The organism is Mesorhizobium sp. P2_E7, assembly GCF_056403855.1.
The window spans coordinates 1335028-1359979 of sequence record NZ_JBFUER010000001.1 but is presented as its reverse complement, the minus strand read 5'-3'; the positions used below and the strand labels follow the sequence as shown (position 1 = coordinate 1359979).

At 62.0% G+C, this 24952-nt stretch carries 23 protein-coding genes; 17 read left to right on the top strand and 6 right to left on the bottom strand.

The features are described 5' to 3' along the window. Positions 1-89 precede the first annotated feature (89 nt). The gene (gene rplQ / locus AC1DYC_RS06870; RefSeq protein WP_477404986.1) at positions 90-521 is read left to right on the top strand and encodes a 50S ribosomal protein L17; all 432 of its coding nucleotides are present in this window, start codon (positions 90-92) and stop codon (positions 519-521) included. Between the two features lie 67 nt (positions 522-588). Here the strand turns inward: rplQ and AC1DYC_RS06865 are convergent, their stop codons facing one another. Beyond that, positions 589-1215, bottom strand: a complete 627-nt coding sequence (locus tag AC1DYC_RS06865; RefSeq protein ID WP_477404984.1) for a hypothetical protein — start codon at positions 1213-1215, stop codon at positions 589-591. Between the two features lie 290 nt (positions 1216-1505). Here AC1DYC_RS06865 and AC1DYC_RS06860 point away from each other — a divergent pair, with 290 nt between their 5' ends. The 11 genes from AC1DYC_RS06860 to AC1DYC_RS06810 all read left to right on the top strand — a co-directional run bounded on the left by AC1DYC_RS06860 (position 1506) and on the right by AC1DYC_RS06810 (position 12740). After that, entirely contained in the window at positions 1506-2456 is a 951-nt protein-coding gene (locus AC1DYC_RS06860) for an acyltransferase family protein (protein WP_477404982.1), read from the top strand. Positions 2457-2680: 224 nt separating this feature from the next. Further along, on the top strand, positions 2681-4174 hold the full coding sequence (locus tag AC1DYC_RS06855) for a DegQ family serine endoprotease (protein WP_477404980.1): 1494 nt from the start codon (positions 2681-2683) through the stop codon (positions 4172-4174). Positions 4175-4280: 106 nt separating this feature from the next. Beyond that, a complete protein-coding gene (locus AC1DYC_RS06850; RefSeq protein ID WP_477404978.1) occupies positions 4281-5591 on the top strand; it encodes a replication-associated recombination protein A in 1311 nt (436 codons plus the stop codon). Between the two features lie 233 nt (positions 5592-5824). After that, positions 5825-6655, top strand: coding sequence for an aspartyl/asparaginyl beta-hydroxylase domain-containing protein (locus tag AC1DYC_RS06845; RefSeq protein ID WP_477404976.1), 831 nt, complete (start codon positions 5825-5827; stop codon positions 6653-6655). A gap of 31 nt (positions 6656-6686) precedes the next feature. Continuing rightward, entirely contained in the window at positions 6687-7073 is a 387-nt protein-coding gene (gene crcB / locus AC1DYC_RS06840) for a fluoride efflux transporter CrcB (protein WP_477404974.1), read from the top strand. A gap of 125 nt (positions 7074-7198) precedes the next feature. After that, a complete protein-coding gene (locus tag AC1DYC_RS06835; protein ID WP_477408201.1) occupies positions 7199-7570 on the top strand; it encodes a CrcB family protein in 372 nt (123 codons plus the stop codon). Continuing rightward, positions 7567-7905, top strand: a complete 339-nt coding sequence (locus AC1DYC_RS06830) for a DUF190 domain-containing protein (RefSeq protein ID WP_192254264.1) — start codon at positions 7567-7569, stop codon at positions 7903-7905. Before AC1DYC_RS06835 ends, AC1DYC_RS06830 begins: the two co-directional genes overlap by 4 nt. Before the next feature lie 63 nt (positions 7906-7968). Continuing rightward, positions 7969-8949: an RluA family pseudouridine synthase gene (locus tag AC1DYC_RS06825; RefSeq protein WP_142865539.1), complete on the top strand. Its 981-nt coding sequence runs from the start codon at positions 7969-7971 to the stop codon at positions 8947-8949. Between the two features lie 62 nt (positions 8950-9011). After that, the gene (locus AC1DYC_RS06820) at positions 9012-9869 is read left to right on the top strand and encodes a DMT family transporter (RefSeq protein WP_477408199.1); all 858 of its coding nucleotides are present in this window, start codon (positions 9012-9014) and stop codon (positions 9867-9869) included. A gap of 10 nt (positions 9870-9879) precedes the next feature. Beyond that, positions 9880-10674 carry an ATP12 family chaperone protein gene (locus AC1DYC_RS06815; protein WP_477404972.1) on the top strand — a complete coding sequence of 265 codons (795 nt, stop codon included), beginning with the start codon at positions 9880-9882 and terminating at the stop codon, positions 10672-10674. Positions 10675-10853: 179 nt separating this feature from the next. Continuing rightward, a complete protein-coding gene (locus AC1DYC_RS06810) occupies positions 10854-12740 on the top strand; it encodes an MFS transporter (protein ID WP_477404970.1) in 1887 nt (628 codons plus the stop codon). Positions 12741-12837: 97 nt separating this feature from the next. Here the strand turns inward: AC1DYC_RS06810 and AC1DYC_RS06805 are convergent, their stop codons facing one another. After that, positions 12838-13035 carry a DUF2735 domain-containing protein gene (locus AC1DYC_RS06805; RefSeq protein WP_477281496.1) on the bottom strand — a complete coding sequence of 66 codons (198 nt, stop codon included), beginning with the start codon at positions 13033-13035 and terminating at the stop codon, positions 12838-12840. Positions 13036-13353: 318 nt separating this feature from the next. On the opposite strand from AC1DYC_RS06805, the gene AC1DYC_RS06800 reads away from it, so the two are divergent. Further along, entirely contained in the window at positions 13354-14394 is a 1041-nt protein-coding gene (locus AC1DYC_RS06800; protein WP_477404968.1) for a glutamine synthetase beta-grasp domain-containing protein, read from the top strand. Positions 14395-14498: 104 nt separating this feature from the next. Here AC1DYC_RS06800 and AC1DYC_RS06795 read toward each other — a convergent pair whose 3' ends face one another. Continuing rightward, positions 14499-15665: a DmpA family aminopeptidase gene (locus tag AC1DYC_RS06795; RefSeq protein ID WP_477404966.1), complete on the bottom strand. Its 1167-nt coding sequence runs from the start codon at positions 15663-15665 to the stop codon at positions 14499-14501. A gap of 29 nt (positions 15666-15694) precedes the next feature. Continuing rightward, positions 15695-16297 carry a TetR/AcrR family transcriptional regulator gene (locus tag AC1DYC_RS06790; RefSeq protein ID WP_477404964.1) on the bottom strand — a complete coding sequence of 201 codons (603 nt, stop codon included), beginning with the start codon at positions 16295-16297 and terminating at the stop codon, positions 15695-15697. A gap of 147 nt (positions 16298-16444) precedes the next feature. Here AC1DYC_RS06790 and AC1DYC_RS06785 point away from each other — a divergent pair, with 147 nt between their 5' ends. Both AC1DYC_RS06785 and AC1DYC_RS06780 read left to right on the top strand, forming a co-directional pair. Beyond that, positions 16445-17869, top strand: coding sequence for an APC family permease (locus AC1DYC_RS06785; protein ID WP_477404962.1), 1425 nt, complete (start codon positions 16445-16447; stop codon positions 17867-17869). Positions 17870-18070: 201 nt separating this feature from the next. Then, positions 18071-19156, top strand: a complete 1086-nt coding sequence (locus AC1DYC_RS06780; protein ID WP_477404960.1) for a hypothetical protein — start codon at positions 18071-18073, stop codon at positions 19154-19156. Between the two features lie 54 nt (positions 19157-19210). On the opposite strand, the gene glnA is transcribed toward AC1DYC_RS06780, so the two are convergent. Then, positions 19211-20620: a type I glutamate--ammonia ligase gene (glnA, locus tag AC1DYC_RS06775; RefSeq protein ID WP_258601625.1), complete on the bottom strand. Its 1410-nt coding sequence runs from the start codon at positions 20618-20620 to the stop codon at positions 19211-19213. Positions 20621-20696: 76 nt separating this feature from the next. After that, positions 20697-21035, bottom strand: coding sequence for a P-II family nitrogen regulator (locus AC1DYC_RS06770; protein WP_006205430.1), 339 nt, complete (start codon positions 21033-21035; stop codon positions 20697-20699). Positions 21036-21408: 373 nt separating this feature from the next. Here AC1DYC_RS06770 and AC1DYC_RS06765 point away from each other — a divergent pair, with 373 nt between their 5' ends. Together AC1DYC_RS06765 and AC1DYC_RS06760 are read left to right on the top strand one after the other, a co-directional pair. Then, positions 21409-22947: an NAD(P)H-hydrate dehydratase gene (locus tag AC1DYC_RS06765; RefSeq protein ID WP_477404958.1), complete on the top strand. Its 1539-nt coding sequence runs from the start codon at positions 21409-21411 to the stop codon at positions 22945-22947. Then, positions 22944-24950, top strand: coding sequence for a hypothetical protein (locus tag AC1DYC_RS06760; protein ID WP_477404956.1), 2007 nt, complete (start codon positions 22944-22946; stop codon positions 24948-24950). The genes AC1DYC_RS06765 and AC1DYC_RS06760 overlap by 4 nt, the downstream gene beginning before the upstream one ends. Positions 24951-24952: the final 2 nt, after the last annotated feature.

Genomic DNA, 24952 nt, shown 5'->3' with positions numbered 1-24952 from the left:
ATCGGCGGCTTGGGCCGCTCGATCCGACGGTCATGCGGAAAACCATCAGAGGCCGTGGCCTCTTGAACAACTGAAGAAGGAAAAGAGCCATGCGCCACGGTTTCAAAGGCCGCCGCTTCGCCCGAAGCATTAGCCACCGCAAGTCAATGTTCGCCAACCTCGCCGTGTCGTTGCTCGAACACGAGCAGATCGTCACCACCTTGCCGAAGGCAAAGGACCTGCGTCCGATCGTCGAGAAGCTGGTTACGCTCGGCAAGCGTGGCGACCTGCACGCGCGCCGCCAGGTTATTGCCCAGATCGGCAATGAAGGCGTCGTCAAGCGCCTGTTCGACACGATCGCGCCGCGCTACGCCAACCGCAACGGCGGCTACCTGCGCATCATGAAGGCGGGCTTCCGCCACGGCGACAATGCCGCCATGGCGGTCATCGAGTTCGTCGACCGCGACACCGACGCCAAGGGCGCCGGCGACCGTGCTCGCCTTGAGGCCGAAGTTGCCAACGAGGAAACCGCGGCCGCATAAGGCTCGGTTTTCCAGCAATGACTTCAAGGGGCCTTCGGGCCCCTTTTTCGTTTGGCTCCGCGACCAGCTATCGAAGCAGATTCAGATAGTCCTGACCGGTCAACGAGTGCCAGTTGAATGCCCCAGGCATCTCTTCCCTGGCAGTCTGCGGGTATGAATAAATGCTGTTGACCTTGGTTCGAGCATCGATTGCTCGAACCAGCTGGGACAGTGTCGATTCGTTGAGATATTCAATCGCTTCTTGATCGCCAATGAACGCAGTGGCGACCTGGAAGTGAATCTGGATGGAGCCAGCGCAGATGTTCAGCAGGATATCGTCGCTTACAGCTCCATAGTAGACGGTTGTTTGTGTGGTATCCCACAGACCTGCAGCAAGGAATTCCGAGGGTTTCGTCGCACCGCTAAATCCATCCAAAGACAACTTCAGCTGCTCTGTCAGAGATTCAGATTTGCCCCTGAGTTGCGCAGCGCCTTCGATCTGAAACCAGTTCATCTGGTATGGAGCGATGCTGTCGAAAGAAATCTCCAGCGGGCCGAAAAACCAATAAAGCGGAACAAGGTCGCCATCATCGATGTTCCACCCGTCTGGTGAACCGAGTGTCTCGGCGACCTCAATCAGTTTCATGCCGGGCGACACCGGTCCTAACTTGCCGGTGGCCAGAAAATCACGAAATGAGGCGAGGTGTTTTTTCATGCGATCGACAACGGTACCGGTTGCAGACAGAGCTCTAGCCGATTACTGGGCTGAAAATAATTCGATTTCATCGCCTTAGGCCTGCAGGCCCCTTTTTCGTTTGCCTTTCCGACCGGCTATCGAAGCAGATTCAGATAGTCCATCTGAGTGACATTGGTCGAAAAGTCCCAGCTGCCGACTAGGGTCCGGGCAGCGCGGGGCAGGTGGTGTTGATTGCAACATCATGCGGTTTTGACCTTTGACCGGTCTCTGCTTGCATTTCACTCGACTTCAGCAATATTGGCGTCAACATGGGGGGACGACTTTACGGACTGGACGCTCTGCGCGGGGTCGCTGCGATCGCCGTTGCCATGCATCATTTTGCGCGCGTCAATCATCTTCCCTTGCCGCCGCTCAACCCCTCGGCAGCGGTCGATCTGTTCTTCGTCTTGTCCGGTTTCGTCTTGACCAGAACCTATGAGGAGCGGCTGCGAAACGGGCTGACCACCGTCGCCTTCATCGACTTGCGATACCGCCGGCTGTTTCGGCCACTGGCGATCGGCTCGACCATCGGCTTGGTGTTGATGATCGCATTCCAAGGCATTTCCGCCCCGCTCTTTGTGGCTTATGGCCTGATCCTGCTTTTTCTTCCCGTAGTCGGGCGGCCAGCATTCCCGCTCAACGGCCCAGCTTGGTCGCTCTTCGTCGAGATCGTCTGCAATGTCCTGCACGGGGCGATCATCTCGAAAATTTCCAACCTGCAAGTGCTGATCTTGGCCGTGGCGGCAGCGTTGGTCTTCATCGCTAGCTTCGCGACGGGCTTATCTCTGTGGAGCCCTGCCTTTGCATCGGTCCTCTGGCTTATCCCGCGGGAGCTCACCTGCTACCTAGTCGGCGTCTGGATTTTCCGCACCTATGGCGATGTTCCTCTTGGCCGATACCCTCTGCTGGCCGTCACTGCCTTTGCGATTTCGCTCGCGCTTGCCTCGTTCACCCCGGCTTTCGAAATGGGCGCCCTGGTCGCATGCCCCTTCATCGTGCGCGCTTCGCTTGGGCTGCCTCGCATGGGCTGGGCAATCTGGGCCGGTGCGATCTCCTATCCTCTCTACGCGACCCACGTCCCGGCGCTCCAGGCCGCACGCGCCATGGGTTTGCAACCATTGTTCGCCGCCATGCTGGTGGCTGCCCTCGCCATCCTCACAACGGTGGCGTTCGAAACCAGGCGCGGCGGCATGAAGCCGGCTCCCCAGATCAGCGCCTGATCGGCGACGCGCACGAAGATCATGTTCGAGCCGGCCCAACTGTGCAGCCGGTGGCCAGAAAATCACGAAATGAGGCGAGCTGTTTTTTCATGCGATCGACAACGGTACCGGTTGCAGACAGAGCTCTAGCCGATTACTGGGCTGAAAATAATTCGATTTCATCGCCTTAGCCTTTCATTCTGCACAATCGTCGGGACAATGACGCCCGATCTGGAGGATTCGGAATGCACTTCAAACGGCTGTTTCTTGTCGCCCTTTGCGCGCTGGCCGCCTTTGCCGCGGCACCGGCCGCGAGGCAGGCGCTGGCCGAGGATGCTGCCAAGCCCGCGGATCCCGGCCTCTCCGATGTGCTGACCGATCTGTTGCATGGCGTCGAGGGCGAGAACGGCACGTCCGGCCCCGACAAGCGTGTGCCGTTCGGCCGCGAGGAGGTGCAGCTTTCCTTTGCGCCGCTGGTCAAGCAGACCGCGCCGGCGGTGGTCAATGTCTATGCCTCGCAGACGGCCAAGGTAACATCGCCCTTCGACGGCGATCCGTTCTTCGAGGAATTCTTCGGTCGGGCGCAGCCGCGCGCGCAATCCTCGCTCGGCTCCGGCGTGCTGGTCGATCCGAGCGGCGTGGTCGTCACCAATTTCCACGTCATCAAGGATGCCGACGAGGTCAAGGTGGCGACCGCCGATGGGCGCGAATTCACCTCGAAGGTCATGCTCAAGGACGAGACGCTCGACCTGGCCGTACTCAAGATCACCTCCGACAAGCCGTTCCCGGTGATCGCCATCGGCGATTCCGACGCGCTCGAGGTTGGCGACCTGGTGTTGGCGATCGGCAATCCGTTCGGCGTCGGCCAGACCACCACCAGCGGTATCGTTTCGGCCCTTGCCCGCAGCCATATCGGCGTTTCGGATTCGGGCTATTTCATCCAGACCGACGCTGCCATCAATCCCGGCAATTCCGGCGGTGCGCTGATCAACATGGGCGGCCAGCTGGTCGGCATCAACACCGCCATCTACAGCCGCAGCGGCGGCTCGATCGGCATCGGCTTTGCCATCCCGGCCAACATGGTGCGCGCCTTCGCCGACGCGGCCAAGGCCGGGCTCGATTTCTTCGAGCGGCCCTATATCGGCGCGGAGTTCGAAGCGGTCACACCGCAGATTGCCGAATCGCTTGGCATGGAAAAGCCGACCGGCGCGCTGGTGTCTTCGGTCGAGGACGCGGGACCGGCAGCCAAGGCAGGGCTGAAGCCTGGTGACGTCGTGCTGCAGCTCAACGGCACGACGGTCGAAGGCATCGAGGCGCTGGATTATCGTATGGCGACACTGTCGATCGGCACCAAGGCAACCTTCGCCATCCTGAGCAAGGGCCAGCAGGCGACGATGGAGATTCCGCTGGAGCGTGCGCCGGAAGGCGCCAAGGCCTCGGAACTGACGCTGCATGGCCGCAGTCCGTTCTCCGGCGCCAAGGTGGCGGAACTGTCGCCCAGGCTCGCCCAGCGGCTTGGCCTGCGCACTGACCTCAAAGGCGTCACCGTGGTCGACATCAACCGCGATTCTCCGGCCGCCGATTTCGGCTTCCAGCCAGGCGACATCGTGCGCGAAGTGAACGGCACCACCGTCGATACGGCTGCGACACTGGCGCAGCTCTCGCAGCAGGATACGCGCTGGTGGCGCTTTACCGTCGAGCGCGGCGGGCAGATACTGCGCCAAGTGTTGCGCTACTGAGGCGATCTTCCCATTTTTAGAGCATGATCCCGAAAAGTGGGACCCGGTTTTCGGATAAGATCATGCTCCAAAAAGAGCTGGATCGTGCTCCAACCAAAAGACTTGCATGGCCGATCTGTTCAGCGTCGATGAACCGGAAAGAGCGCCGCCCGGCCGGCCGCTCGCCGACCGGCTGCGTCCGAAAAACCTCGGCGAGGTCGTCGGCCAGGAGCATCTGACCGGACCCGACGGCGCGCTGACGCGGCTGATCAATTCCGGTTCGCTCGGCTCGATGATTTTTTGGGGCCCGCCGGGTACCGGAAAAACCACCGTGGCGCGGCTGCTGGCCGGCGAGACCAGCCTTGCCTTCGAGCAGATATCGGCGGTGTTTTCCGGTGTCGCCGATCTGAAGAAAGTGTTCGAGGCAGCGAAGCTGCGGCGGGCCAATGGCCGCCAGACGTTGTTGTTCGTCGACGAGATCCATCGCTTCAATCGCGCCCAGCAGGATTCGTTCCTTCCGGTCATGGAGGACGGGACCGTCGTGCTGGTTGGCGCCACAACCGAGAACCCGTCCTTCGAACTCAACGCCGCTTTGTTGTCCCGTGCGCGGGTGCTGGTTTTTCATTCGCTTGGCGAGGACAGCATCGCCAAACTGATGACGCGGGCTGAGGAGACGGAGGGCAGGGCGTTGCCGCTCGACGCCGAGGCGCGGGCGATGCTGATGCGCATGAGCGATGGTGACGGTCGTGCCTCGCTGACGCTCGCCGAGGAAGTCTGGCGTGCCGCTAAACCTGGCGAGGTTTTCGATCCCGAAGGGCTGCAGCGCATCGTCCAGCGCCGTGCGCCGATCTACGACAAGGGCCAGGACGGCCATTACAATCTGATCTCGGCGCTGCACAAATCGGTGCGCGGGTCCGATCCCGACGCGGCCCTCTACTATCTCGCCCGCATGTTCGACGCCGGCGAAGATCCGCTCTATCTCGGCCGCCGGCTGGTGCGCATGGCGATGGAGGACATCGGGCTGGCCGACCCGCAGGCGCTGGTCGTCGCCAACGCCGCCAAGGACGCCTATGACTATCTGGGCTCGCCCGAAGGCGAACTCGCCTTCGCCGAGGCGACTGTCTATCTCGCCACCGCGCCCAAATCCAACGCCGTCTATACCGCCTTCAAGGCTGCCACGCGGGCGGCGAAGGAGTTCGGTTCGCTGCTGCCGCCCAAGCACATCCTCAACGCGCCGACCAAGCTGATGAAAGAGGAGGATTACGGCGCCGGCTATCGCTACGATCATGACCAGCCCGATGCATTTTCCGGCCAGGACTATTTTCCCGAAAAGATGGGCCGGCAGACATTTTACGATCCGCCCGAACGCGGCTTCGAGCGTGATATCCGCAAACGACTGGACTATTGGGCGAAGCTGCGCAGCGAGCGGGAAAAATAGGCTTGCGCCCAGCGTGGTTTGGTCGCCCCAGGACGAAACCCAACTAAAGTGGAGTACAAACCTCCAAATATTTTGCTCACCAGCCACCGAGAGCCACCCGGGCGCCGTTCGATGGCATTGTGCGTGGGGACAAAAGACCCTATCAAGGCGCACGGCCTCGGGGGTGGCCGTCGCCAAGATGCTTGGCGATTGTCGTTCGCAACAGGAATCGCGCCCGATGGCGCGAGAAAAAAATGAAAAAATCCCTTCGTAAATCGCTTCGCCAGGCTGTGATTGCAGTTCCGCTGCTCGCCCTCGGCTTCTATTTCATCCCGATCCTGACGACGATCTGGATCGTCTGCGGCCTGATCGATGTGCTGCGCAATGCCAACAAGGACCTATCGCTGTTGCGCGGCTATTTCCTCGGCAACGGCATTTTCACCTGGCTGCTGTCGCCCTTCAACCTGCTGGTCGATCTGCTTAGCTACCGGAACCCGGGCGTGTGGAAGCTGGAGCAGTTTCCGCTGGACTATCAGCGCGAGGTCAATGAGGTTCTCGACGTCTTCAAGGCGCGCAAGGACGAGATTATCGCCGATATCGACGCCAATTTCGGCACCGCCAGGCGCGGCATGTATGTCTATCAGTGGTACGGCAAGCACAAGATCGACAACGTCGCCGAATTCAACAAGGATTTCAAATACATCAAGACCATCGCCGTCTCTGTATTCAGAAGCAAGGAATCGACCTCCTGGCATTTCGGACCGCTGCGGCTCAGCCTGCGCATCCTCTACAATCTCTTGCCGGTGAAGGCCGAGATTTTCGTCGAGTGCAACGGCGCCAGGAACTACTGGTACGACAATCCGCTCTATATATTCGATGACACGCTGCTGCATCGCTCGGTCAACGAGTATGACGGGCGCCGCTACTGCGTGTTCATGGACATCATCCGCCCGTCGCCATTCCCCGGCCTCATCGCCGGCCTTCTCGCCATCGTCTCGGTCAGCGTCGAGCGCATCAATGCCATGTTCTACAAGAACTGGAAGATGCTCGGTTCGAGCAAGGCAAAGAAGGTCGAGACAACCTGACGCGTAGTCTTGACCGGCGAGAGGGAGCGCGATGTATCACCTGTTGCTTGTCTGTCTTGGCGGCGCGATCGGCGCGATTGCCCGCTTCTTCCTGTCCGGCTTCATCGCCCGCCGGGTCGGCGAGACCTTTCCCTGGGGTACGATGGTCGTCAACGTCTCGGGGGCGTTTGCGATCGGTGTCATCGCGCATGCGGTGGCGCGCGACGGAATGCCCGGCATCTGGGCCTTTGCAGTTACCGGCTGCCTCGGCTGCTATACCACGGTGTCTTCCTTCAGCCTGCAGACGCTGGCGCTGGCGCGCGAGGGTGAATGGTTGCGCGCCGGCGGCAATGTGCTGCTTTCGGTTGTTCTGAGCCTCGGCAGCGTGACGCTGGGCTTTGCCGCGGGAAGTCTCCTGATCGGCAACGGGGCGCCATGAGCAGTCCGCGGAAGCTTCGCTCCGGCGGAACGGACGCTGCCGCGGCAGGGCACGCGGCGCGCCTCATTGGCTGGCGTAAAACGAGTGAAACGGTTCGGATCTATGCTACCGTGGCAGCCGGCAGCATGATCGGCGGCGTGCTGCGGGCGCTTGTCTCATTGGCGAGCGATGCCTTGTGGGGCAGTGGATTCCCCTTCGGCACACTCCTCGTGAACATTGTCGGCTCATTCCTCATCGGCTTCTATGCTACATTGACGGGGCCGGAAGGCCGCGTCTTCGCCAGCCCGTTGCAGCGCCAGTTCTTCATGGCCGGCTTCTGTGGAGGCCTGACGACCTTTTCCGCGTTCAGCCTTGAAACGCTCATCCTCGCGCAAGGCGGGGAGCTTGTGGCGGCGGGGCTCAATATCGCGATCTCCGTGGTGGCGTGGCTTGCCGCCGTCTGGCTTGGCCACATCTTTGCAATGCGCCTCAACCGACTGAGAGGGTCCGGGCAATGAAAATACCGACACAGGCGCAATTGCTGCGCATATTCATCGGCGAGAACGACAGGGCAGACGGCCGTCCGCTGTATGAGGCAATCGTGCTGAAGGCTCGCGAAATGCAGATTGCCGGCGCGACCGTCCTGCGCGGAGCGATGGGGTTCGGCCATTCCAGCCGGCTTCATACCACGAAGATCCTCCGTTTGTCGGAGGATCTGCCCCTTGTGATCGAGATCGTCGATGGCGAGGAAAAGATAGCCGCTTTCCTGCCAATACTTGAGACAATCATGACAAGCGGTCTGATCACGCTGGAGAAAGTTCAGGTTCTGCAATATGGAACCGACAACGAATGACCCAGTATGAGGTTGCGGGTGTCGGTGAATGCCGTTGCATGCCGCGGAACGGCGATTGGAATTATGGCAGGCGTTGAACAGATCACAGTAGAGGCCGGCGAGGCGGGCATGCGGCTCGATCGCTGGTTCAAAACCCATTTCCCCGGCCTCGGTTTCGGCCATCTGCAGAAGCTGCTGCGCTCCGGCCAGATCCGCGTCGATGGCGGCCGGGTCAAGGCCGACAGCCGTGTCGAGCCGGGCCAGGTGGTGCGCGTGCCGCCGCTCGAGGTCGACAAGAAGGGCGAGAGTGCACTTACGGGTCATTCGATCCGCAACCAGGGCGACGCTGATGTGCTGGCCAAGATGCTGATCCACGAAGACCCGAAGGTCTTCGTCTTCAACAAGCCGGCGGGCCTGGCCGTGCAAGGCGGCTCTGGCGTCACCCGCAATGTCGACGACATGCTGGAGGCCTGGCGCAGCCAGAAGGGCGAGAAGCCGCGCCTGGTGCATAGGCTCGACCGCGACACGTCGGGCGTGCTGGTGGTTGCACGCACCAGGCTTGCGGCGATGAAGCTCTCCGAGTCCTTTCGTGCGCGCGAAACCAAGAAAACCTATTGGGCGCTGGTCAAGGGCGTGCCGCCCAAGCGTGAGGACAAGATCTCGACCTGGCTGATCAAGGAGCCGACCGAGGATGGCGACCGCGTGCGCGTGGCAGCCCACGGCGAAAAGGGCGCCGACCATGCCGTGTCCTACTACCGCATCATCGAGCAGGCGGCGCAGACGATGACCTGGCTCGAAATGGAGCCCTATACCGGCCGCACCCACCAGCTTCGCGTTCATGCCGCGTACATTGGCTGCCCGATCATCGGCGATCCCAAATATTTCGAGGCCGATACCAACTGGGACTTCCCGGGCGGCATTCAAAACCGCCTGCATCTGCATGCGCGCCGCATCGTCATTCCGCACCCGGACAAGGGCGTCATCGACGTCACCGCGCCGATGCCGCCGCATATGCGCCAGAGCTGGAACCTGATCGGCTTCGACGACGCCAGCGCGGAGGACTGACATTGGCCGTCGCCTCGGCATTGGATCGCCGCGACGCGGTCGATCTGGCGGCAGCTTCGATCATGGTCGGGCTGACCTTTTCCTGGGGGCTGAACTATGTCGCCGCCAAGATCTCCTATGCCGGCTATGATCCTGTTTTCGTTTCGATCGCACGCTCGATCGTTGGCGGGCTTTGCGTCCTCGGCTGGTGCTGGCTGCGCGGCATCAGGCTGTTCGAGGCCGACGGGTCGCTGGTCTCAGGCATCATTGTCGGCGTGCTGTTCGGCGTCGAGTTCCTGTGCCTCTATATCGGGCTGGAATACACGACCGTCGCCCGCAACACGCTGCTGGTCAACACCATGCCGTTCTGGGTCCTGATCGGTGGCCATTTCCTGCTCGGCGAGCGCATCAATGCGCGCAAGCTTGGTGGGCTTGTTCTTGCCTTCTGTGGCCTGGTGGCGGTGTTCTCCGACGGGATTGTCGGCGGCAACAAAGTGACTCTGATGGGCGATCTGCTCAGCCTCGGATCCGGCATCCTGTGGGCGGCGACCAGCATCGTCATCAAGCGCTCGAAACTGGTCGAGACCAGCGCCGAAAAACTGCTGCTCTACCAGCTGGCGGGCGCCGCCGTCGTCGGCTTCCTGGTGATGCCGTTTGCTGGCCCGCCGATCCGTGACGTCACTGCCCTGTCGACATGGGCGCTGCTGTTCCAGTCCATCTATGTCGTTGCCTTCACCTATGTGTTGTGGTTCTGGCTGCTTCGGCGCTATCCGGCATCGGGCCTGTCGAGCTTCGCCTTCCTGTCGCCGGTGTTCGGTGTGCTGTGCGGCGCTGTTATTCTGGGCGAGGCGCCGACGGTCAGGATTTTTGTGGCGCTCGGGCTGATCGCAGTCGGCCTGATCATCGTCAACCGGCCGGCGCGCAAGCAGGTTTTGGGCTAAGGAGTTCAACATGCGCGATATCCTCAACGACCTCGAAGCAGGCAAGCAGCAGCTCTCCGATCCGGATCCAGTGCGCCGCGCGCAGATCCAGATGAAGACGCATCTACCGAAGCGCTTCTACACGGACGTTTCCGTCGTGCCGGTGGACGACGGCTTTGCCGTGCATCTCGACGGCAAACCGGTGCGCACGCCGGGCAAGGCGTTGCTTGCGCTGCCTACCGAGCAGGCGGCACAGTTGGTAGCCAGGGAATTCGACGCGCAAGGCGAGACCATCGATCCTGTCACGATGCCGGTGCTGCGCCTGGTCAACACCGCCATCGATGGTGTCGCCAGCGACCCGCAAGCGGTGCTTGAGGACGTGTTGCGGTTCGCCTCGTCCGATCTCACCTGCTACCGCGCCGACGCGCCACAAGGCCTGATCGAGCGCCAGAACCAGCATTGGGACCCGGTCATCGACTGGGCGCGCAGCGTGCTCGGCGCTCGCTTCAACCTTGCCGAGGGCATCATCCATGTCGAGCAGCCGCGCGAAAGCATCGCCGTGCTCGGCACCCATCTTGCCCAGCGCGCCGAGCCGCTGCGGCTGGCCGCCATCCATGTCATGACCTCGCTGACCGGTTCGGCGCTGCTTGCGCTTGCGGTCGACTACGGCGCGCTTGACGGCGAAGCGGCCTGGGCGGCCGGCCATGTCGACGAAGACTGGCAGGTCGAGCATTGGGGCCAGGATGCCGAAGCGGTGTCGCGTCGCGCTGCCCGCAAACGCGACATGATGGCCGCCGTCAGCCTGCTGGACGCGCTCAAGGCCTGATCCGGTCTTTGCCGCACTGCACCTAATACGAAAGTCATAAACCCAAGGTCTCTCTGCCTCCGCCTGCCGCTTTCTGTCATTTTTTACGCCGATGGCTGGGCTGAGTCGCGTTCAGAGGGAACGCCGACCGTGACGCCCGGCATCGAAGACAGACGGGATCTCACGGGAGGACATTTTCCATGGCAATGGCATCGACCGCCGGCGGAAGCAGCCGCGGCATGACACGGGAGGAGAAGAAAGTTATCTTCGCTTCCTCGCTCGGCACGATTTTCGAATGGTATGATTTCTATCTCTATGGCGCATTGGCGGCCGCGATCGGCAGCACATTCTTCGCCACTTATCCTGAGGCGACGCGCAACATCTTCACATTGCTGGTTTTCGCCGCCGGCTTCCTGGTGCGTCCGTTCGGCGCGCTGGTGTTCGGCCGCATCGGCGATCTCGTCGGCCGCAAATACACATTTCTTGTCACCATCACGATCATGGGCCTGTCGACCTTCCTGGTCGGCCTGCTTCCCGGTTCGGCGAGCTGGGGCATTGCGGCGCCCATCATCCTGGTTGGGTTGCGCATGCTGCAGGGCCTGGCGCTTGGCGGTGAGTACGGTGGTGCGGCGACCTATGTCGCCGAACACGCTCCCGACGACCGTCGCGGGTTCTATACGTCGTGGATCCAGACGACGGCGACGCTTGGCCTTTTCCTGTCGCTGATCATCATCCTGATCGTACAGAATTCGCTGAGCAAAGAGGATTTCACGGCTTGGGGCTGGCGTATTCCATTCCTGGTCTCGGCCATCCTGCTCGCCATATCGGTCTGGATTCGCCTTTCGCTTGCCGAATCGCCGACCTTCCAGCGCATGAAGGACGAGGGCAAGGGCTCCAAGGCGCCGCTCACGGAAGCCTTCGGCCAGTGGAAGAATGCCAAGATCGCCTTGCTGGCGTTGTTCGGCTTGACCGCCGGCCAAGCCGTGGTCTGGTACAATGGCCAGTTCTACGCGCTGTTCTTCCTGGCCAATGTGCTCAAGGTCGATCCGCAGTCGGTCAACATCATGATCGCGATTGCGCTGGCGCTCGGCTCGATCTTCTTCGTCGTGTTCGGCTGGCTCTCCGACAAGGTCGGCCGCAAGCCGATCATCATGGCCGGTCTGGCCCTGGCGATCGTCACCACCTTCCCGCTGTTCAAGGCGCTGACCTGGGCCGCCAACCCGGCGCTCGCCACCGCGCAGCAGAACACGCGTGCCACGGTGACCGCTGCACCGGGAGACTGCAAGTTCCAGTTCAATCCGACCGGAACACGCAAGCCTCTCACTTCGTGCGATATTGCGACGGACTTCCTTGCCAAGAGCTCCGTACCCTACGACATCGTTACGACGGCGGCACCGGGAACCGCGGCCAGTGTGAAGATTGGCACCGAAACGGTGGCGTCCTATGATGCCGTGGCAGCCGCGGACAAGGCGGCTTCAAACGACACTGCCTTCAAGAAGGCGGTCAACCTCGCGCTTCAGGACAGCGGCTATCCGCTGAAACGTGCTGCCGCCAAGGTTGCCGACCAAAAGCTCGACGCCTTTGTCGCGGCCAATCCCGAACTGAAACTCGACGCGGCAGCCATTCGCGCCGGTGAAAAAGCCACTGTCCCGCTCGCCCAGGCGGTCAAGGACAAGCTGCTGACGGCGGATGACGCCGCCGGCGCCACCGACGTGACGGTCTACAGTGTTCCGGCGGCCGGTGCGTTCTCGATGTTTGCCGACCCGGCAGCCGTCAACTGGGCAAAGGTCATCGGCATCCTGTTCATCCTGGTCGTCTACGTGACCATGGTCTACGGGCCGATCGCGGCGATCCTGGTCGAGATGTTCCCGACCCGCATCCGCTACACCGGTATGTCGCTGCCATATCACATTGGCAATGGCTGGTTCGGCGGCCTGCTGCCGGCGATCGTGTTCGCGCTCAGCGCTTCCAAGGGCGATATCTATTACGGCCTCTGGTATCCGGTGGTGATCGCGGCGATGTCGCTGATCATCGGCATGATCTTCGTCAGGGATACGCTGGGAACCGACCTGCACACCAAGCAGTAGGCGCTGTTCCTGCGTTCAACAAAAAACCCGGCGCGAGCGATCGTGCCGGGTTTTTCTTTTGGTCAGGCCTGCTTTCAACTGCTGGCCCGGTAAACGGCTAGCTCTTGCGAGGCTGCTCGGCTTCCGCGATGGCGGCCTCATGGTACCAGGCCTCGCCATAGTCCAGCGGGTGATCGCGCAGCGAGGCGAGCTCTGCCGCAAACTTGGCCTTGACGCCTAAATTTGAGGCATTCGCGCGTGCTGCCAGCGGGAACATCAGGATTTTTGCCGACGGACGGGCTGACGTGATTTCCATGGTCGGTCTCCTTTCTTCTGGAGAGGCTTGTCGATTCATCTTTCCATCAAAGTAGGGGCTGCAATTCGTTTAGGCAAGATGCCTAAAGAAAGATCAGCATTTGCCTGTTATTTAAGCAGATTTGGTCTTTGATCGATCCCGGCGCATTGCTTAGGCGGCTTGGCCGGATCGCCGGGATGAATGGGCATTTTTGACGCACCCCGCGCAGCGGAAATGGCACATGACTTGCATTTTATCGACCGGCAGCCGGTCTGCCGGATGGCTCGGCATGCGCCGGTGTCATCCAGCTTCGGTGAACAAGCAACGAGAGGCTCTAGAATGACGAAATACAAGCTCGAGTACATCTGGCTCGATGGATACACCCCGGTCCCCAATCTGCGCGGCAAGACCCAGATCAAGGAGTTCGCCGAGTTCCCGACGCTCGAGCAGCTGCCGCTGTGGGGCTTCGACGGCTCCTCGACCCAGCAGGCCGAAGGCCACAGCTCCGACTGCGTTCTGAAGCCGGTTGCTGTGTTCCCGGATCCGGCCCGCACCAACGGCGTGCTGGTGATGTGCGAAGTGATGATGCCCGATGGTGTGACGCCGCATGTGTCCAACAAGCGCGCCACCATCCTCGACGACGAGGGTGCCTGGTTCGGCTTCGAGCAGGAGTATTTCTTCTACAAGGACGGCCGTCCGCTCGGCTTCCCCGAGAGCGGCTATCCGGCGCCGCAGGGCCCGTACTACACCGGCGTCGGCTATTCGAATGTCGGCCCGATCGCGCGCCAGATCGTCGAGGAGCATCTCGACCTCTGCCTCGCCGCCGGCATCAACCACGAAGGCATCAACGCCGAAGTGGCCAAGGGCCAGTGGGAATTCCAGATCTTCGGCAAGGGCTCGAAAAAAGCCGCCGACCAGATGTGGATGGCCCGCTATCTCCTGCAGCGGCTCACCGAAAAGTACGAGATCGACATCGAGTATCACTGCAAGCCGCTCGGCGACACCGACTGGAACGGTTCGGGCATGCACGCCAACTTCTCGACCGCCTATATGCGCGAAGTCGGCGGCAAGGCCTATTTCGAAGCGCTGATGGCTCAATTCGACAAGAACCTGATGGACCACATCGCCGTCTACGGCCCGGACAATGACAAGCGCCTGACCGGCAAGCACGAGACTGCGCCGTGGAACCGGTTCAGCTACGGCATCGCCGACCGCGGCGCCTCGATCCGCGTGCCGCATTCCTTCGTCAACAATGACTATAAGGGCTATCTGGAAGACCGCCGCCCGAACTCGCAGGGCGACCCCTACCAGATCGCTTCGCAGATCCTGAAGACCATCGCGGAGGTTTCGACCGCCGGCCAGGTTTCAGCCGCTGCCTGATTCTGTGGCGGTCCGAAAAGGACCGCTCCAAAGCGCATGACGAGAAAGAGCCCCGGCAGAAAATGCCGGGGCTCTTTTCGTATGGCGGTTTGTGCGAGTGCCCGTCAGCCGGCGATGACGCCGCGCGCTTTCAGCGCCGCCACCACTTTGTCGTGCGGCAGAGCAGGGGTGCGATTGCCGTCGCGGCCGGTCATTTCGGTGTTGGCGATCAGCGCGTTGAGCACGGCCTCTTCAGTCGCTTGCACCACGGCCGTGTAGAAATCGTCCATCCGGCCCCAGGGAATGAAGTCCATATGGCTGTAGCTCTCACGGGTCGGCGCGCCCTTCGGGAAGCGGCCGTTGAGCGCATCCGGATTGGCGGTCGAGAGGGCGAGGAAGATATCGCCGGAGAAATGCGAGCCGGCGGTGCCGGTACGCGCCAGCCCGAGCGGCACGCGGCGGGCCAATGCCTTGCATTGGCCGGGCAACAGCGGCGCGTCGGTGGCGACGATGCCGATGCAGGAGCCGGCGCCGGTCGGCCCACCGCTGAAATAGGCTTCCATCGGATTGTCGTCGGCCAGTGCGGCGCCCAGCGGCGCGCCGGCGATGCTGAGTTCATGGCGCGAACCGAAATTGGCCTGCAGGAAGACGCCGACCGTGTAGGAGCGGTGGCCGTAATCGACGATCCGCGACGCGCTGCCGGAGCCGCCCTTGAAGGCATAGCAGTTCATGCCGGTGCCGCCGCCGACCGAGCCTTCCTCGATGGCGCCGCCGGCCGCGCTGTCGATCGCCGCGATGGCGTGGTCGGCGCTGACATGCGAGCCGTTGATGTCGTTGAGATAGCCGTCCCAGGTTTCCGCCACCACCGGCAGCAGCCATTGGCTGGCGACGTCAGGCTTGTTGCGCGCCACCCAGTCGATGACGGCACGATGGCAGGGGCCGACAGCGTGCGTGTTGGTGATCAGGATCGGCATGTTGAGGCTGCCGGCTTCCTCGAGCCATGACGCGCCGGTCATTTCGCCATTGCCGTTGAAGGAATGGTAGGCGGCAGCACAGGCGGTTCCAACGCCGTCGCGGCCCAGCGGCAGAATCGCGGTGACGCCGGTGCGGACCGGTCCATGCCCAAGGCTGAGCTTGCCTTCGCCCTTGATGATCGTGGAATAGCCGACCAGCACGCCATCGACATCGGTGATGGCGTTTGCCGCGCCCGGCTGGCCCGGCAGCGGGATGCCCAGGCCACGGGCGCGTTGCTTGCCGGAAGGCGTGACGGTCGAGGCGATCCGCTGGTCCATGCTGAAGAGATGCTCCGTTGATAGCCGGCTCAGCGAAGGCTGCAGCCGGTCGCGAGTTCGGCGTAACTGGTGAGGATCGCCAGCGCCGAAGCCTGGTCGACGGCCGGCACGACATTGACGAGGTGGAGACCGAGGCCGTCTTCCAGCACGACCAGGCTGCGGGCGATGATCTCGCTGACGCCCTTCAGCTTGAAGGCGCCTGTGGCCGCACCCGCTTCAAGAATGCCGATATAGATCGCCACCTGGCGCTCGAACAAAGTGATATGGCGGGCGGCATAGCTGGCGTCCGAGCGCGAATAGGCGCCGAGTTCGAGCAGCAGCCGGCAGAGCTGGTCGTCCTGGTCGGTCGGCAGCCCGCTTTCGATCATTGTCCTCAGCCGCAGGCGCGGATCGGCAATCGTGGCGACCGACGCGGCGCGCTGGGTGCAGAAGCGCTCGACCGCCTTTTTCTGCACGTCGTCCAGCAGCTCCTTGAGGCCGGGATAGTAGTAGAGCAGGGCGCTCGAGCTCATGCCTGCTTCGTTGGCGACATCGCGCAAGGTGACGCCGGCGAGGCCGCGCCTGGCGATCATCGATTCGGCTGCTGCGACCAGCGTCAGGCGGCGATCGGTCTGTGTCTTGGGTCTGCCCATGGTTCTTTTCCTGAATTCAATTCAATTAAAACTGGCCTTTGGATTTTTGCAAGCCGGCATATCGCATATTTGTTGACGATTTGTACCGACGTGGATAGGTTCCGCTGCGGATAATAATTTTTATCCAATTAAAAAAAGGGGAGGATAATGTCCACACACGAAGCCACAAACGCGGCCGTCGACAAGGCTGCACCAAGCGCCAAGGGGCTTGACCGGGCGCTCAACGCGCTGGGCACGCTGATGATCGTGCTGTCGGCGGTGACGCCGGCATCCTCGGTCTTCATTATCGTGCCGGGTGTCATTGCGCTGGCCGGCACCGGCTCATTCCTGAGTTTCGTCATCGCCGCAATCATCGGCCTGTTCATGGCCTTCGTTTATGCCGAACTGTCATCGGCCTATCCGATGGCGGGCGGCGAATACACCATGATCGGCCGCACGCTCGGCCGCTTCTGGGGGTTTGTCACGCTGGTGCTGGTGTTCGTATCGATCGTGCTGATCGTCGCCGTCATCGCGCTCGGCGTCGGCACCTATCTCGGTGTCCTCATCCCCAATCTCAGCCCGCAATGGGTGGGCGTGTTGACGATTGCGCTGGCCGGCACGGTTGCGGCCATGCGCATCAAGCTCAACGCCTTCGTCACCGGCATCTTCCTCGGCATCGAGATGCTGGCGCTGCTGGTCCTGACCGGGCTTGGCTTCGCCCATGTCGAGCGGCCGCTTTCCAGCCTGTTTACGGCGCCGCAATTGCTCGACGCCACGACCAACACGCTGGTGCCGGCATCGGCCGGCCTCATCCTGGCGGCCACCGCAGTCTCGCTCTTTGCCTACAATGGCTATGGTGCCGCCGCCTATTTCGGCGAGGAGACGCACGACGCCAAGCGCAACATTGGCAAGATCGTCGTCTGGGCGCTGCTGATCACGGTGGCGGCCGAACTCATTCCGCTCACGGCGGTGCTGCTCGGTTCGCCCGACCTTGCCGGGTTGCTCGCAGCCCCGCAGAAGATCGAGTACTTTCTCGAGGCGCGCGGCGGCCATGCGCTGACGGTGCTGATCAGCCTGGCGATAGCGGTCGCCATCTTCAACGCGGTCATCGCCATCATCCTGCAGGCGGCGCGGCTGCTGTACAGCTCGGGCCGCGACAAAACCTGGTTCGGTCCGCTCAACGCTGCCGTCGCCTCGGTGCATGGCAGCTACGCTTCGCCCTGGGTCGCCACCATTGTGGTGTCGGTGCTGGCGGCGATTGCCTGCTTCATCGACATCAATCTGTTGCTGGTGGTCAGCGGCACCTCGCTGGTGGTGATCTACGCGCTGCTTTGCGTGGCGGTGTTTGCCGGCCGCCGGAACGGCACGACCTCAGGCGGGCACTATCGCATGCCGCTGTTTCCGGTGCCGGCGATCCTTGCCTTCGTGGCGCTGATCTATGTCGCCTACCAGAACCTGCTCGACGCCGCTTTCGGGCGGCCGAGCCTGATTGCCACGGTGCTGATCATGGCGGTGGCCGCAATCTACTACGTGCTGGTGCTGGCGCGGCGAGCCGACTGGACGCTGCACGGTCCCGACGAGCTTGCTGGATAGACGCCAGCCCTCCGGCCTGTCTGTCCATGCGAGAACCCCGGCGAAAGCCGGGGTTCTTTTTGTTCAATGCAATCAACAGCTACCTGCCGACTCTATTGAGCTTGGTCATGTACAATTCCTGGAACAATCAGCATTTTACTTGGCTGCTTTGTGCAATTTTAAGGAGCCTCCTATAGGGGTCGCTACCAAGGGGGCCTGTGCATGAACCGTATTGGTACGCATTATCCGAAACTATTTGTGGCGGGGCTGACGTTTGGTTTCTATCTGGTCGCGGCGAGCATACGCGGCTGGGGCACGGAACCGCTCCGCGATTTCAGCAACGATGCCGTTCTTCTGACGATACTCAAGGGCGGTATCGTGTTCGCCGTGATATTCACGGCGGGACATCTGGCGTTGCGCCATCTCGGCATAATCAAGCCTTGGGCCTATGCCGCGCTCGGCACCGTTTGCGCCTTGCCGCTGTTCGTATTGCATCTTGCGTCCGGCACGTTCGAACAACTGGCGGCGACGGGAAACCTGTCGACGGGTTTGTTCATGCCCGCCTGCATCGGTGCGGCTATCGGCCTGGCATACCGCAAGTCGGCCGGAGTAGATGGTGTGGCCGAAGACCTCGACGGAATGAATGCCGCCTATCGCCGCCTCGCCACCACTGGGGCCGGCGAAACAGAGACCGGATCGCATGGTCGGCCTGGTCGTGCACAAGCTGCGACTGCAAAGACGCCGGCTACCGCCGACGGCGCATTCGTGCACGAGGGAACGGAGTACTTTGCCGGGCCTTTGCGTGTGCGGACCTCGCTGCTGTCTCTGGTTGGCGCATCCATCCTGGGTGGCGTGCTAAGCACCATACTTCAGGGGATCCTGGATCTCAGGTCTTACATGCATGATCTGGAGCGCCTCGGTAAATCAATACACCCCGGAAATCTGATTGATGTGCTGGTGAGTGACCTGGTGGCAAGGGGCGCCATTGCGCTGTTCACCGGGATGCCGGTTCTGATCCTCATTGCCATCGCGCATTTTGCGCTGCGATCGATGAGCAAGACCGGATATCTGGCGTATGGTGTTGGCGGATTGCTGGCGGCTCCGGTAATGGCTCTCGTTACATTCGGCGCCGCGGGGCCGCTGGTGCTTCTCGCCACTTTGCCGACGGTTGTGGGTGCTGTCCTCTATCGCAAGTTTGCCGGTCTCGAACCTGTTCCGGTTGCCGAGGACGTCATCGCAAGAAACCGCCGCGACCTTGTCGGCGCGGACCACGCACGACGAAAGGCCGGGCGCGTCATAGCCTCCTGAAACAAAAACCCCGGCGTTGGCGCCGGGGTTTTTCTTTGTCGCGGAGACGGCCGATCAGACCGAATAGTACATGTCGTATTCGACCGGATGCGGGGTCATTTCGAAGCGCATCACTTCGGCCATCTTGAGCTCGATATAGCTGTCGATCTGGTCGTCGTCGAAGACGCCGCCGGCTTTCAGGAAGCCGCGGTCTTTGTCGAGGCTCTGCAGCGCTTCGCGCAGCGAGCCGCAGACGGTCGGGATCTTCTTCAATTCCTTCGGCGGCAGGTCGTAAAGGTCCTTGTCCATCGGCTGGCCCGGATGGATCTTGTTCTTGATGCCGTCGAGGCCGGCCATCAGCATGGCGGCGAAGGCGAGGTAGGGGTTCGCGCCCGGATCGGGGAAGCGGACCTCGACGCGCTTGGCCTTCGGCGACGAGCCGAACGGAATACGACAGGACGCCGAGCGATTGCGCGCGGAGTAGGCGAGCAGCACCGGCGCTTCATAGCCAGGCACCAGGCGCTTGTAGGAGTTGGTCAGCGGGTTGGTGAAGGCGTTGATCGCCTTGGCGTGCTTGATGATACCGCCGATGTAGAACAGGCAGCTCTCCGACAGGCCGGCATACTCGTTGCCGGCGAAGGTCGGCTTGCCATTCTTCCAGATCGACTGGTGGACGTGCATGCCCGAGCCGTTGTCGCCGAAGATCGGCTTCGGCATGAAGGTGGCCGTCTTGCCATAGGCATTGGCAACCTGGTGGACGACGTATTTGTAGATCAGCATCTTGTCGGCGTTGCGCACCAGCGTGTCGAACTTGATGCCGAGCTCGTGCTGGGCAGCCGCCACTTCGTGGTGATGCTTTTCGACGCGCACGCCCATTTCGGCGAGCACGGTCAGCATTTCGGAGCGCATGTCCTGGGCGCTGTCGATCGGCGGCACCGGGAAATAGCCGCCCTTGATGCGCGGACGGTGGCCAAGGTTGCCGGTCTCGTAATCGGTGTCGTCGTTCGACGGCAATTCGGTGGAGTCGAGCTTGAAGCCGGTGTTGTAGGGATCGGCCTTGTACTTGACGTCGTCGAACACAAAGAACTCGGCTTCCGGACCGACATAGATGGTGTCGCCGATGCCTTCGGCCTTCATGTAGGCCTCGGCCTTCTTGGCGGTGCCGCGCGGGTCGCGGTTGTAGGATTCGCCGGAAACCGGATCGAGGATGTCGCACAGGATGACCATGGTCGACTGGGCGAAGAACGGGTCCATGTGGACGGTGTCGGGATCGGGCATCAGCACCATGTCGGACTCGTTGATCGCCTTCCAGCCGGCGATCGAAGAGCCGTCGAACATGACGCCGTCGGCGAACATGTCTTCCTCGACCTCGATGACATCCATCGTCACGTGCTGCAGCTTGCCCTTCGGATCGGTGAAGCGCAGGTCGACGAATTTCACGTCGTTATCCTTGATCTGCTTCATGATGTCTTTGGCTGTCGTCATGTCATTTCTTCCCTGTCTGATGACGTTTCGAGGAGTTGTCGGAAATCAGATACCAAGATATCTGAAATCAGAAACCTCAGACGGCGTCCATCCCCGTTTCACCGGTACGGATGCGAACCACTTCCTCGATGTTGGAGACGAAGATCTTGCCGTCGCCGATGCGGCCGGTCTGCGCCGCCTTGCGGATGGCCTCGATGGCGCCTTCAACCGCGTCGTCGCCAAGCACGACTTCGATCTTCACCTTGGGCAGGAAGTCGACGACATATTCGGCGCCGCGATAGAGTTCGGTGTGGCCTTTCTGGCGGCCGAAACCCTTGGCTTCGGTAACGGTGATGCCTTGCAGCCCGGCCTCCTGAAGCGCTTCCTTCACTTCGTCTAGCTTGAACGGCTTGATGATCGCTTCGATCTTTTTCATGTAAAAAGTGGCCTCCACTGCCAAAAAGACGGGTTGTGCGCCCCGCTTGCGCCTCCATCAAGCACGAACTGTGCCAATTTCAGCCCACGAGAAGCGGTTTCGCGCAATTCCAATGCCGCGCCGGGCCGGGATGCACATTCGCGTCATCCACTGCTTCGGAAGCGGCGCGGGTGTTCGGAGCCTACACATTGCCGCTCCTGACGTCTGCACGATAATTAGGCAGATCGCGCATTTTGCGTGCACGCGTGGACCCGCGGCGCCAGTCTGCGAAAGGATTGGCCGCACGCCATCTCGGCGGCTGGCCGTTTGCTTCGAACCCGAAACTGGACAATGCTTGACCCGGAACAAAGAGGCGAATGCGGATCGGCAATCCATGAGCAATGAAGTCTTGTCGCCGGCCGAGATGGGCGAGGCCGACCGGCTGGCAATCGCAGCCGGCCCGCTCGACGGCTACGGCCTGATGCAGCGTGCAGGCGAAGCGGTCGCTGCCGTGGTGCTGGCGCGCTATCCCGCCGCAAGCCGCGTGCATGTTTTGTGCGGCCCCGGCAACAATGGCGGCGACGGCTACGTCGTGGCGCGGCTGCTGGCGGAGGCCGGCATGAACGTCGCCGTCTGGGCTGAAGGCAAGCAGAAAGCGGGGAGCGATGCGGCGCGGGCGTCGGAGGCCTGCAATCTGCCGGTCAACCATCTGAATGATTTCGATACCACAGAAGGCGAGGTTGTCGTCGACGCTCTGTATGGCGCCGGACTATCGAAGTACCTTTCTCCTTACGCTGACGCGGCTTCAGGGATCAGCGCAGCGGAGAAAGTGCCCGTCGTCTCAATCGATTTGCCGTCAGGCGTGTCGGGCGAAACTGGGCAGATGAGGGGGTATTTCGACGCCGCTGTGACAGTGACTTTCGTGCGAAAAAAGCCCGGTCATCTTCTAATGCCGGGACGCAGGGTGTGTGGCGAGATCATCGTCGCCGATATCGGCGTTCCGGATGCGATCGTCGACCAACTCAAGATCGAGGCATTCGAGAACACGCCGGAGCTTTGGCTGCGGTGGTACTTCCCGAGAACGGCTGTCGATGCCCATAAATACAAGCGTGGCCATGTCGCCGTCTTCTCCGGTGGGCCAATCTCGACCGGGGCTGCGAGGTTGTCGGCCCTTGCTGCAGCTCGAATCGGGGCGGGGGCAGTAACGGTCCTTTCGCCCGGGAATTCCATGCAGGTGAACGCCGGGCATCTGACATCGATCATGTTGCGCAAGGCCGATACAATTGCAGACATCGACGAGTTTGTGAGCGAACGCCAGCCATCGGCATATTTGCTCGGCCCCGGATTTGGCTTTGGCGACAAGGCCCGCGATTTTACCTTGCGGTTGCTTGCCCAAGAACCTGTCTATGACATGCAACGTAGAATCGATTTGGGTGGTATCGTGCTGGACGCCGATGGCATCACGGCGTTTCGCGACGATCCTGCGGCATTGTTCGAGGCGGCAGGCCGTGTCGGAGCACCGCCATTGATCATCACACCGCACGAAGGCGAGTTTGGCCGATTGTTCCCGGACATCGTCGGCGACAAGAAAAGCTCCAAACTGACCAAGGCGCGAGCGGCTGCCAAGCTTGCGAACGCAGTTGTCATCTACAAGGGCGCCGACACGGTGATCGCGGCGCCCGACGGCAGGGCGGCAATCAACGCCAATGGTGCGCCGTGGCTCGCTACGGCCGGGTCGGGCGATGTCCTTGCAGGCATCGTCGCCGGATTGCTGGCACAGGGCATGGCGCCCTACCAAGCGGCCTGTGCGGCTGTCTGGATTCACGCCGAAGCCGGCAGGCGTTTTGGGCCGGGGCTGATCGCCGAGGATCTGCCGCTGGCTCTGGTGCCAGTTTTGCGAGAATTGATCGAAAGCCAACCGGACCTTCGATGAAACGTCTTGCTGTCCTTTTCATCACGCTGGTCATGGCCGCACTCGCGACACAGTCGACGAATGCCGCCGAGCAGCCGGTGACCATCGTCGACGATCCGGCGGTGCTCGCTGCTCTCGACGCCAAGGGGTTTGGCTTCGCCGGTCTTTTCGCCGTTGATGGCGAAGACGATCTGAAGACACTCTACAGCGAGGCGCCGGCCTATCATGCTGTCGTCGACATGGTGGCGGCCGATATCGCTGCACTGCGGGCCGAGATGAAGGCCGGCGGGCGCACGCTCTATGAGGTGACCGACGGCAATGTCGGCCGCATCATGGACATGCGCTGGCTGAAGACCGAAGCCGCACGCTTTCGCCTCGTCGGCGTCGTCAACCGGCTGGACCGGCGCGACTTCACCACCCTGCAAGGCGACAAGAGCTGCGGCGAGGTGCGCTTCATCTATCGCCTGGCCTACGGCTTTCGCAAGAACGGCAAGGTGCTGGCGTCGCGGCTTCCATTCAACTTCAACGCCGTCTACAGCGTGGCGCCCGATGCCGATGGCGGTTGCGTCGGCGTTGCCAGACGCTGGACACCGCAGCTCGACGAAAATGTCGATGCCGGCTGGCTCGCCGGCGGGCCGCTGGCACCGGAGGAACTGACGTTCAAGCAGCTCGAGCTTAACGCGCAAGTGGTGCGTTTTCCCTCGGGACAGGAGACCGAGTTCGGCGGGCAGGCGGCCTACCTCATGCGGATTTTTGGCGTCGATGGCGCTGCGGTCAGCGAGAAGCCGTTGGAAAACACGCCTGACACTGCGCGGCTTTCGGGCGATGCGGCGCTGAAGAAAAGGCTCGCCGACTATGTCAGCGCCAATGTCGCGGCGGTCGATCTCGGCGTCTATGAAATCCCCGACGAGTTTCTGGCGAAGAAGGTGATCTCGTGGTCGACTTTCGGCAGCGCGAGGCAAGCCAACCATCCGTTCACGCCGCTGTTTGTGCCCGCGGATTTCGCCGGCCTCGACTATGAAGCGCTGAAACTGGTGCGCACGCCGGAGGCGCTGGTCGAGCGGCTGGACAATGGCGCCTGCCAGGGCTGTCACCAGGCGGGCTCGACCGCCGGTTTCCATTTCATCGGCCTCGACGACAAGACGACGTCGCCGCTCAACCGCATCGAGGTCGGCATCTCGCCGCATCTCCATGCCGAGATCCTGCGACGCCAGGCCTGGCTGCGCGCTGCGGCAGAGGGCAAGGAGCCGAACCGGTACCGGCCGCTGTCCTTTGCGCCGCCGGCGACGTGGACGGATGCCGGCGATGTCGACTATGCGCCGGCCGAAATGGCGATGCCGTGCCTGATGCCGGACGACGAAAAACGCTTCGGCGCGACCTGGCAATGCGGCGGCGGCACCGTCTGCACGCCGCTGGCGACCGCGTCAGGCGTTCGCACCACGCTGGCGCAATGTCTGCTGCCCAAGGACAGCCCAAAGATGTTTTCCGGCCATCCCTGCCTGACCGGGTCGATCGCCAGCAACCCGTCGCAGCCTTTCAACGACCGCTACAAGATCACCGGCCAGTTCGCCGCTTTCGCACCGACCTTTTCGCGGACCGCCTACACCTGCCGGCCGCCGAAGATCGGCGTGCCGGCGGGGATCGCCTACCGCGCCTGCGACGACAAGGACCGCACCTTCGCCGCCTTCAAGAAGGGCAAGCCGATGCCCGATGAAATCTGCGGGATGGTCGGCGGCAAGAAGTTCGACACCTGCGTGGCGACCAACAATTTCGACCAGTGCCTCGGCGGCGCGGTCAATCGCGGCAACCGTCCCGCCTGCTCGGCCGATCATTTCTGCCGCGAGGATTACATGTGCCAGTCGCTGCCGCCGGACACGCCGGGCGCGGCCAAGGTGAAAGGCATCGGCTACTGCTCGCCGACCTATTTCATCTTCCAGATGCGCATCGACAACCACGCGACGCCCTGGGCGAGCGCCACTGCCGCCACCAGGGATGCTGGCTTCGGCGCGGCGGAGGAAGAGTAGGC

Excerpts from the sequence above, each read along its gene's own strand:
- AC1DYC_RS06770 (WP_006205430.1), bottom strand. The coding sequence starts at position 21,035 with ATGAAAAAGATCGAAGCGATCATCAAGCCGTTCAAGCTAGACGAAGTG.
- AC1DYC_RS06805 (WP_477281496.1), bottom strand. The coding sequence starts at position 13,035 with ATGGAAATCACGTCAGCCCGTCCGTCGGCAAAAATCCTGATGTTCCCG.
- AC1DYC_RS06825 (WP_142865539.1), top strand. The coding sequence starts at position 7,969 with ATGGCAGGCGTTGAACAGATCACAGTAGAGGCCGGCGAGGCGGGCATG.
- AC1DYC_RS06780 (WP_477404960.1), top strand. The coding sequence starts at position 18,071 with ATGAACCGTATTGGTACGCATTATCCGAAACTATTTGTGGCGGGGCTG.
- AC1DYC_RS06800 (WP_477404968.1), top strand. The coding sequence starts at position 13,354 with ATGACGAAATACAAGCTCGAGTACATCTGGCTCGATGGATACACCCCG.
- glnA (WP_258601625.1), bottom strand. The coding sequence starts at position 20,620 with ATGACGACAGCCAAAGACATCATGAAGCAGATCAAGGATAACGACGTG.
- AC1DYC_RS06855 (WP_477404980.1), top strand. The coding sequence starts at position 2,681 with ATGCACTTCAAACGGCTGTTTCTTGTCGCCCTTTGCGCGCTGGCCGCC.
- AC1DYC_RS06860 (WP_477404982.1), top strand. The coding sequence starts at position 1,506 with ATGGGGGGACGACTTTACGGACTGGACGCTCTGCGCGGGGTCGCTGCG.
- AC1DYC_RS06815 (WP_477404972.1), top strand. The coding sequence starts at position 9,880 with ATGCGCGATATCCTCAACGACCTCGAAGCAGGCAAGCAGCAGCTCTCC.
- AC1DYC_RS06830 (WP_192254264.1), top strand. The coding sequence starts at position 7,567 with ATGAAAATACCGACACAGGCGCAATTGCTGCGCATATTCATCGGCGAG.
- AC1DYC_RS06760 (WP_477404956.1), top strand. The coding sequence starts at position 22,944 with ATGAAACGTCTTGCTGTCCTTTTCATCACGCTGGTCATGGCCGCACTC.
- AC1DYC_RS06810 (WP_477404970.1), top strand. The coding sequence starts at position 10,854 with ATGGCAATGGCATCGACCGCCGGCGGAAGCAGCCGCGGCATGACACGG.
- rplQ (WP_477404986.1), top strand. The coding sequence starts at position 90 with ATGCGCCACGGTTTCAAAGGCCGCCGCTTCGCCCGAAGCATTAGCCAC.
- AC1DYC_RS06845 (WP_477404976.1), top strand. The coding sequence starts at position 5,825 with ATGAAAAAATCCCTTCGTAAATCGCTTCGCCAGGCTGTGATTGCAGTT.
- AC1DYC_RS06790 (WP_477404964.1), bottom strand. The coding sequence starts at position 16,297 with ATGGGCAGACCCAAGACACAGACCGATCGCCGCCTGACGCTGGTCGCA.
- AC1DYC_RS06765 (WP_477404958.1), top strand. The coding sequence starts at position 21,409 with ATGAGCAATGAAGTCTTGTCGCCGGCCGAGATGGGCGAGGCCGACCGG.
- AC1DYC_RS06865 (WP_477404984.1), bottom strand. The coding sequence starts at position 1,215 with ATGAAAAAACACCTCGCCTCATTTCGTGATTTTCTGGCCACCGGCAAG.
- AC1DYC_RS06785 (WP_477404962.1), top strand. The coding sequence starts at position 16,445 with ATGTCCACACACGAAGCCACAAACGCGGCCGTCGACAAGGCTGCACCA.
- AC1DYC_RS06850 (WP_477404978.1), top strand. The coding sequence starts at position 4,281 with ATGGCCGATCTGTTCAGCGTCGATGAACCGGAAAGAGCGCCGCCCGGC.
- crcB (WP_477404974.1), top strand. The coding sequence starts at position 6,687 with ATGTATCACCTGTTGCTTGTCTGTCTTGGCGGCGCGATCGGCGCGATT.
- AC1DYC_RS06795 (WP_477404966.1), bottom strand. The coding sequence starts at position 15,665 with ATGGACCAGCGGATCGCCTCGACCGTCACGCCTTCCGGCAAGCAACGC.
- AC1DYC_RS06835 (WP_477408201.1), top strand. The coding sequence starts at position 7,199 with ATGATCGGCGGCGTGCTGCGGGCGCTTGTCTCATTGGCGAGCGATGCC.
- AC1DYC_RS06820 (WP_477408199.1), top strand. The coding sequence starts at position 9,012 with ATGGTCGGGCTGACCTTTTCCTGGGGGCTGAACTATGTCGCCGCCAAG.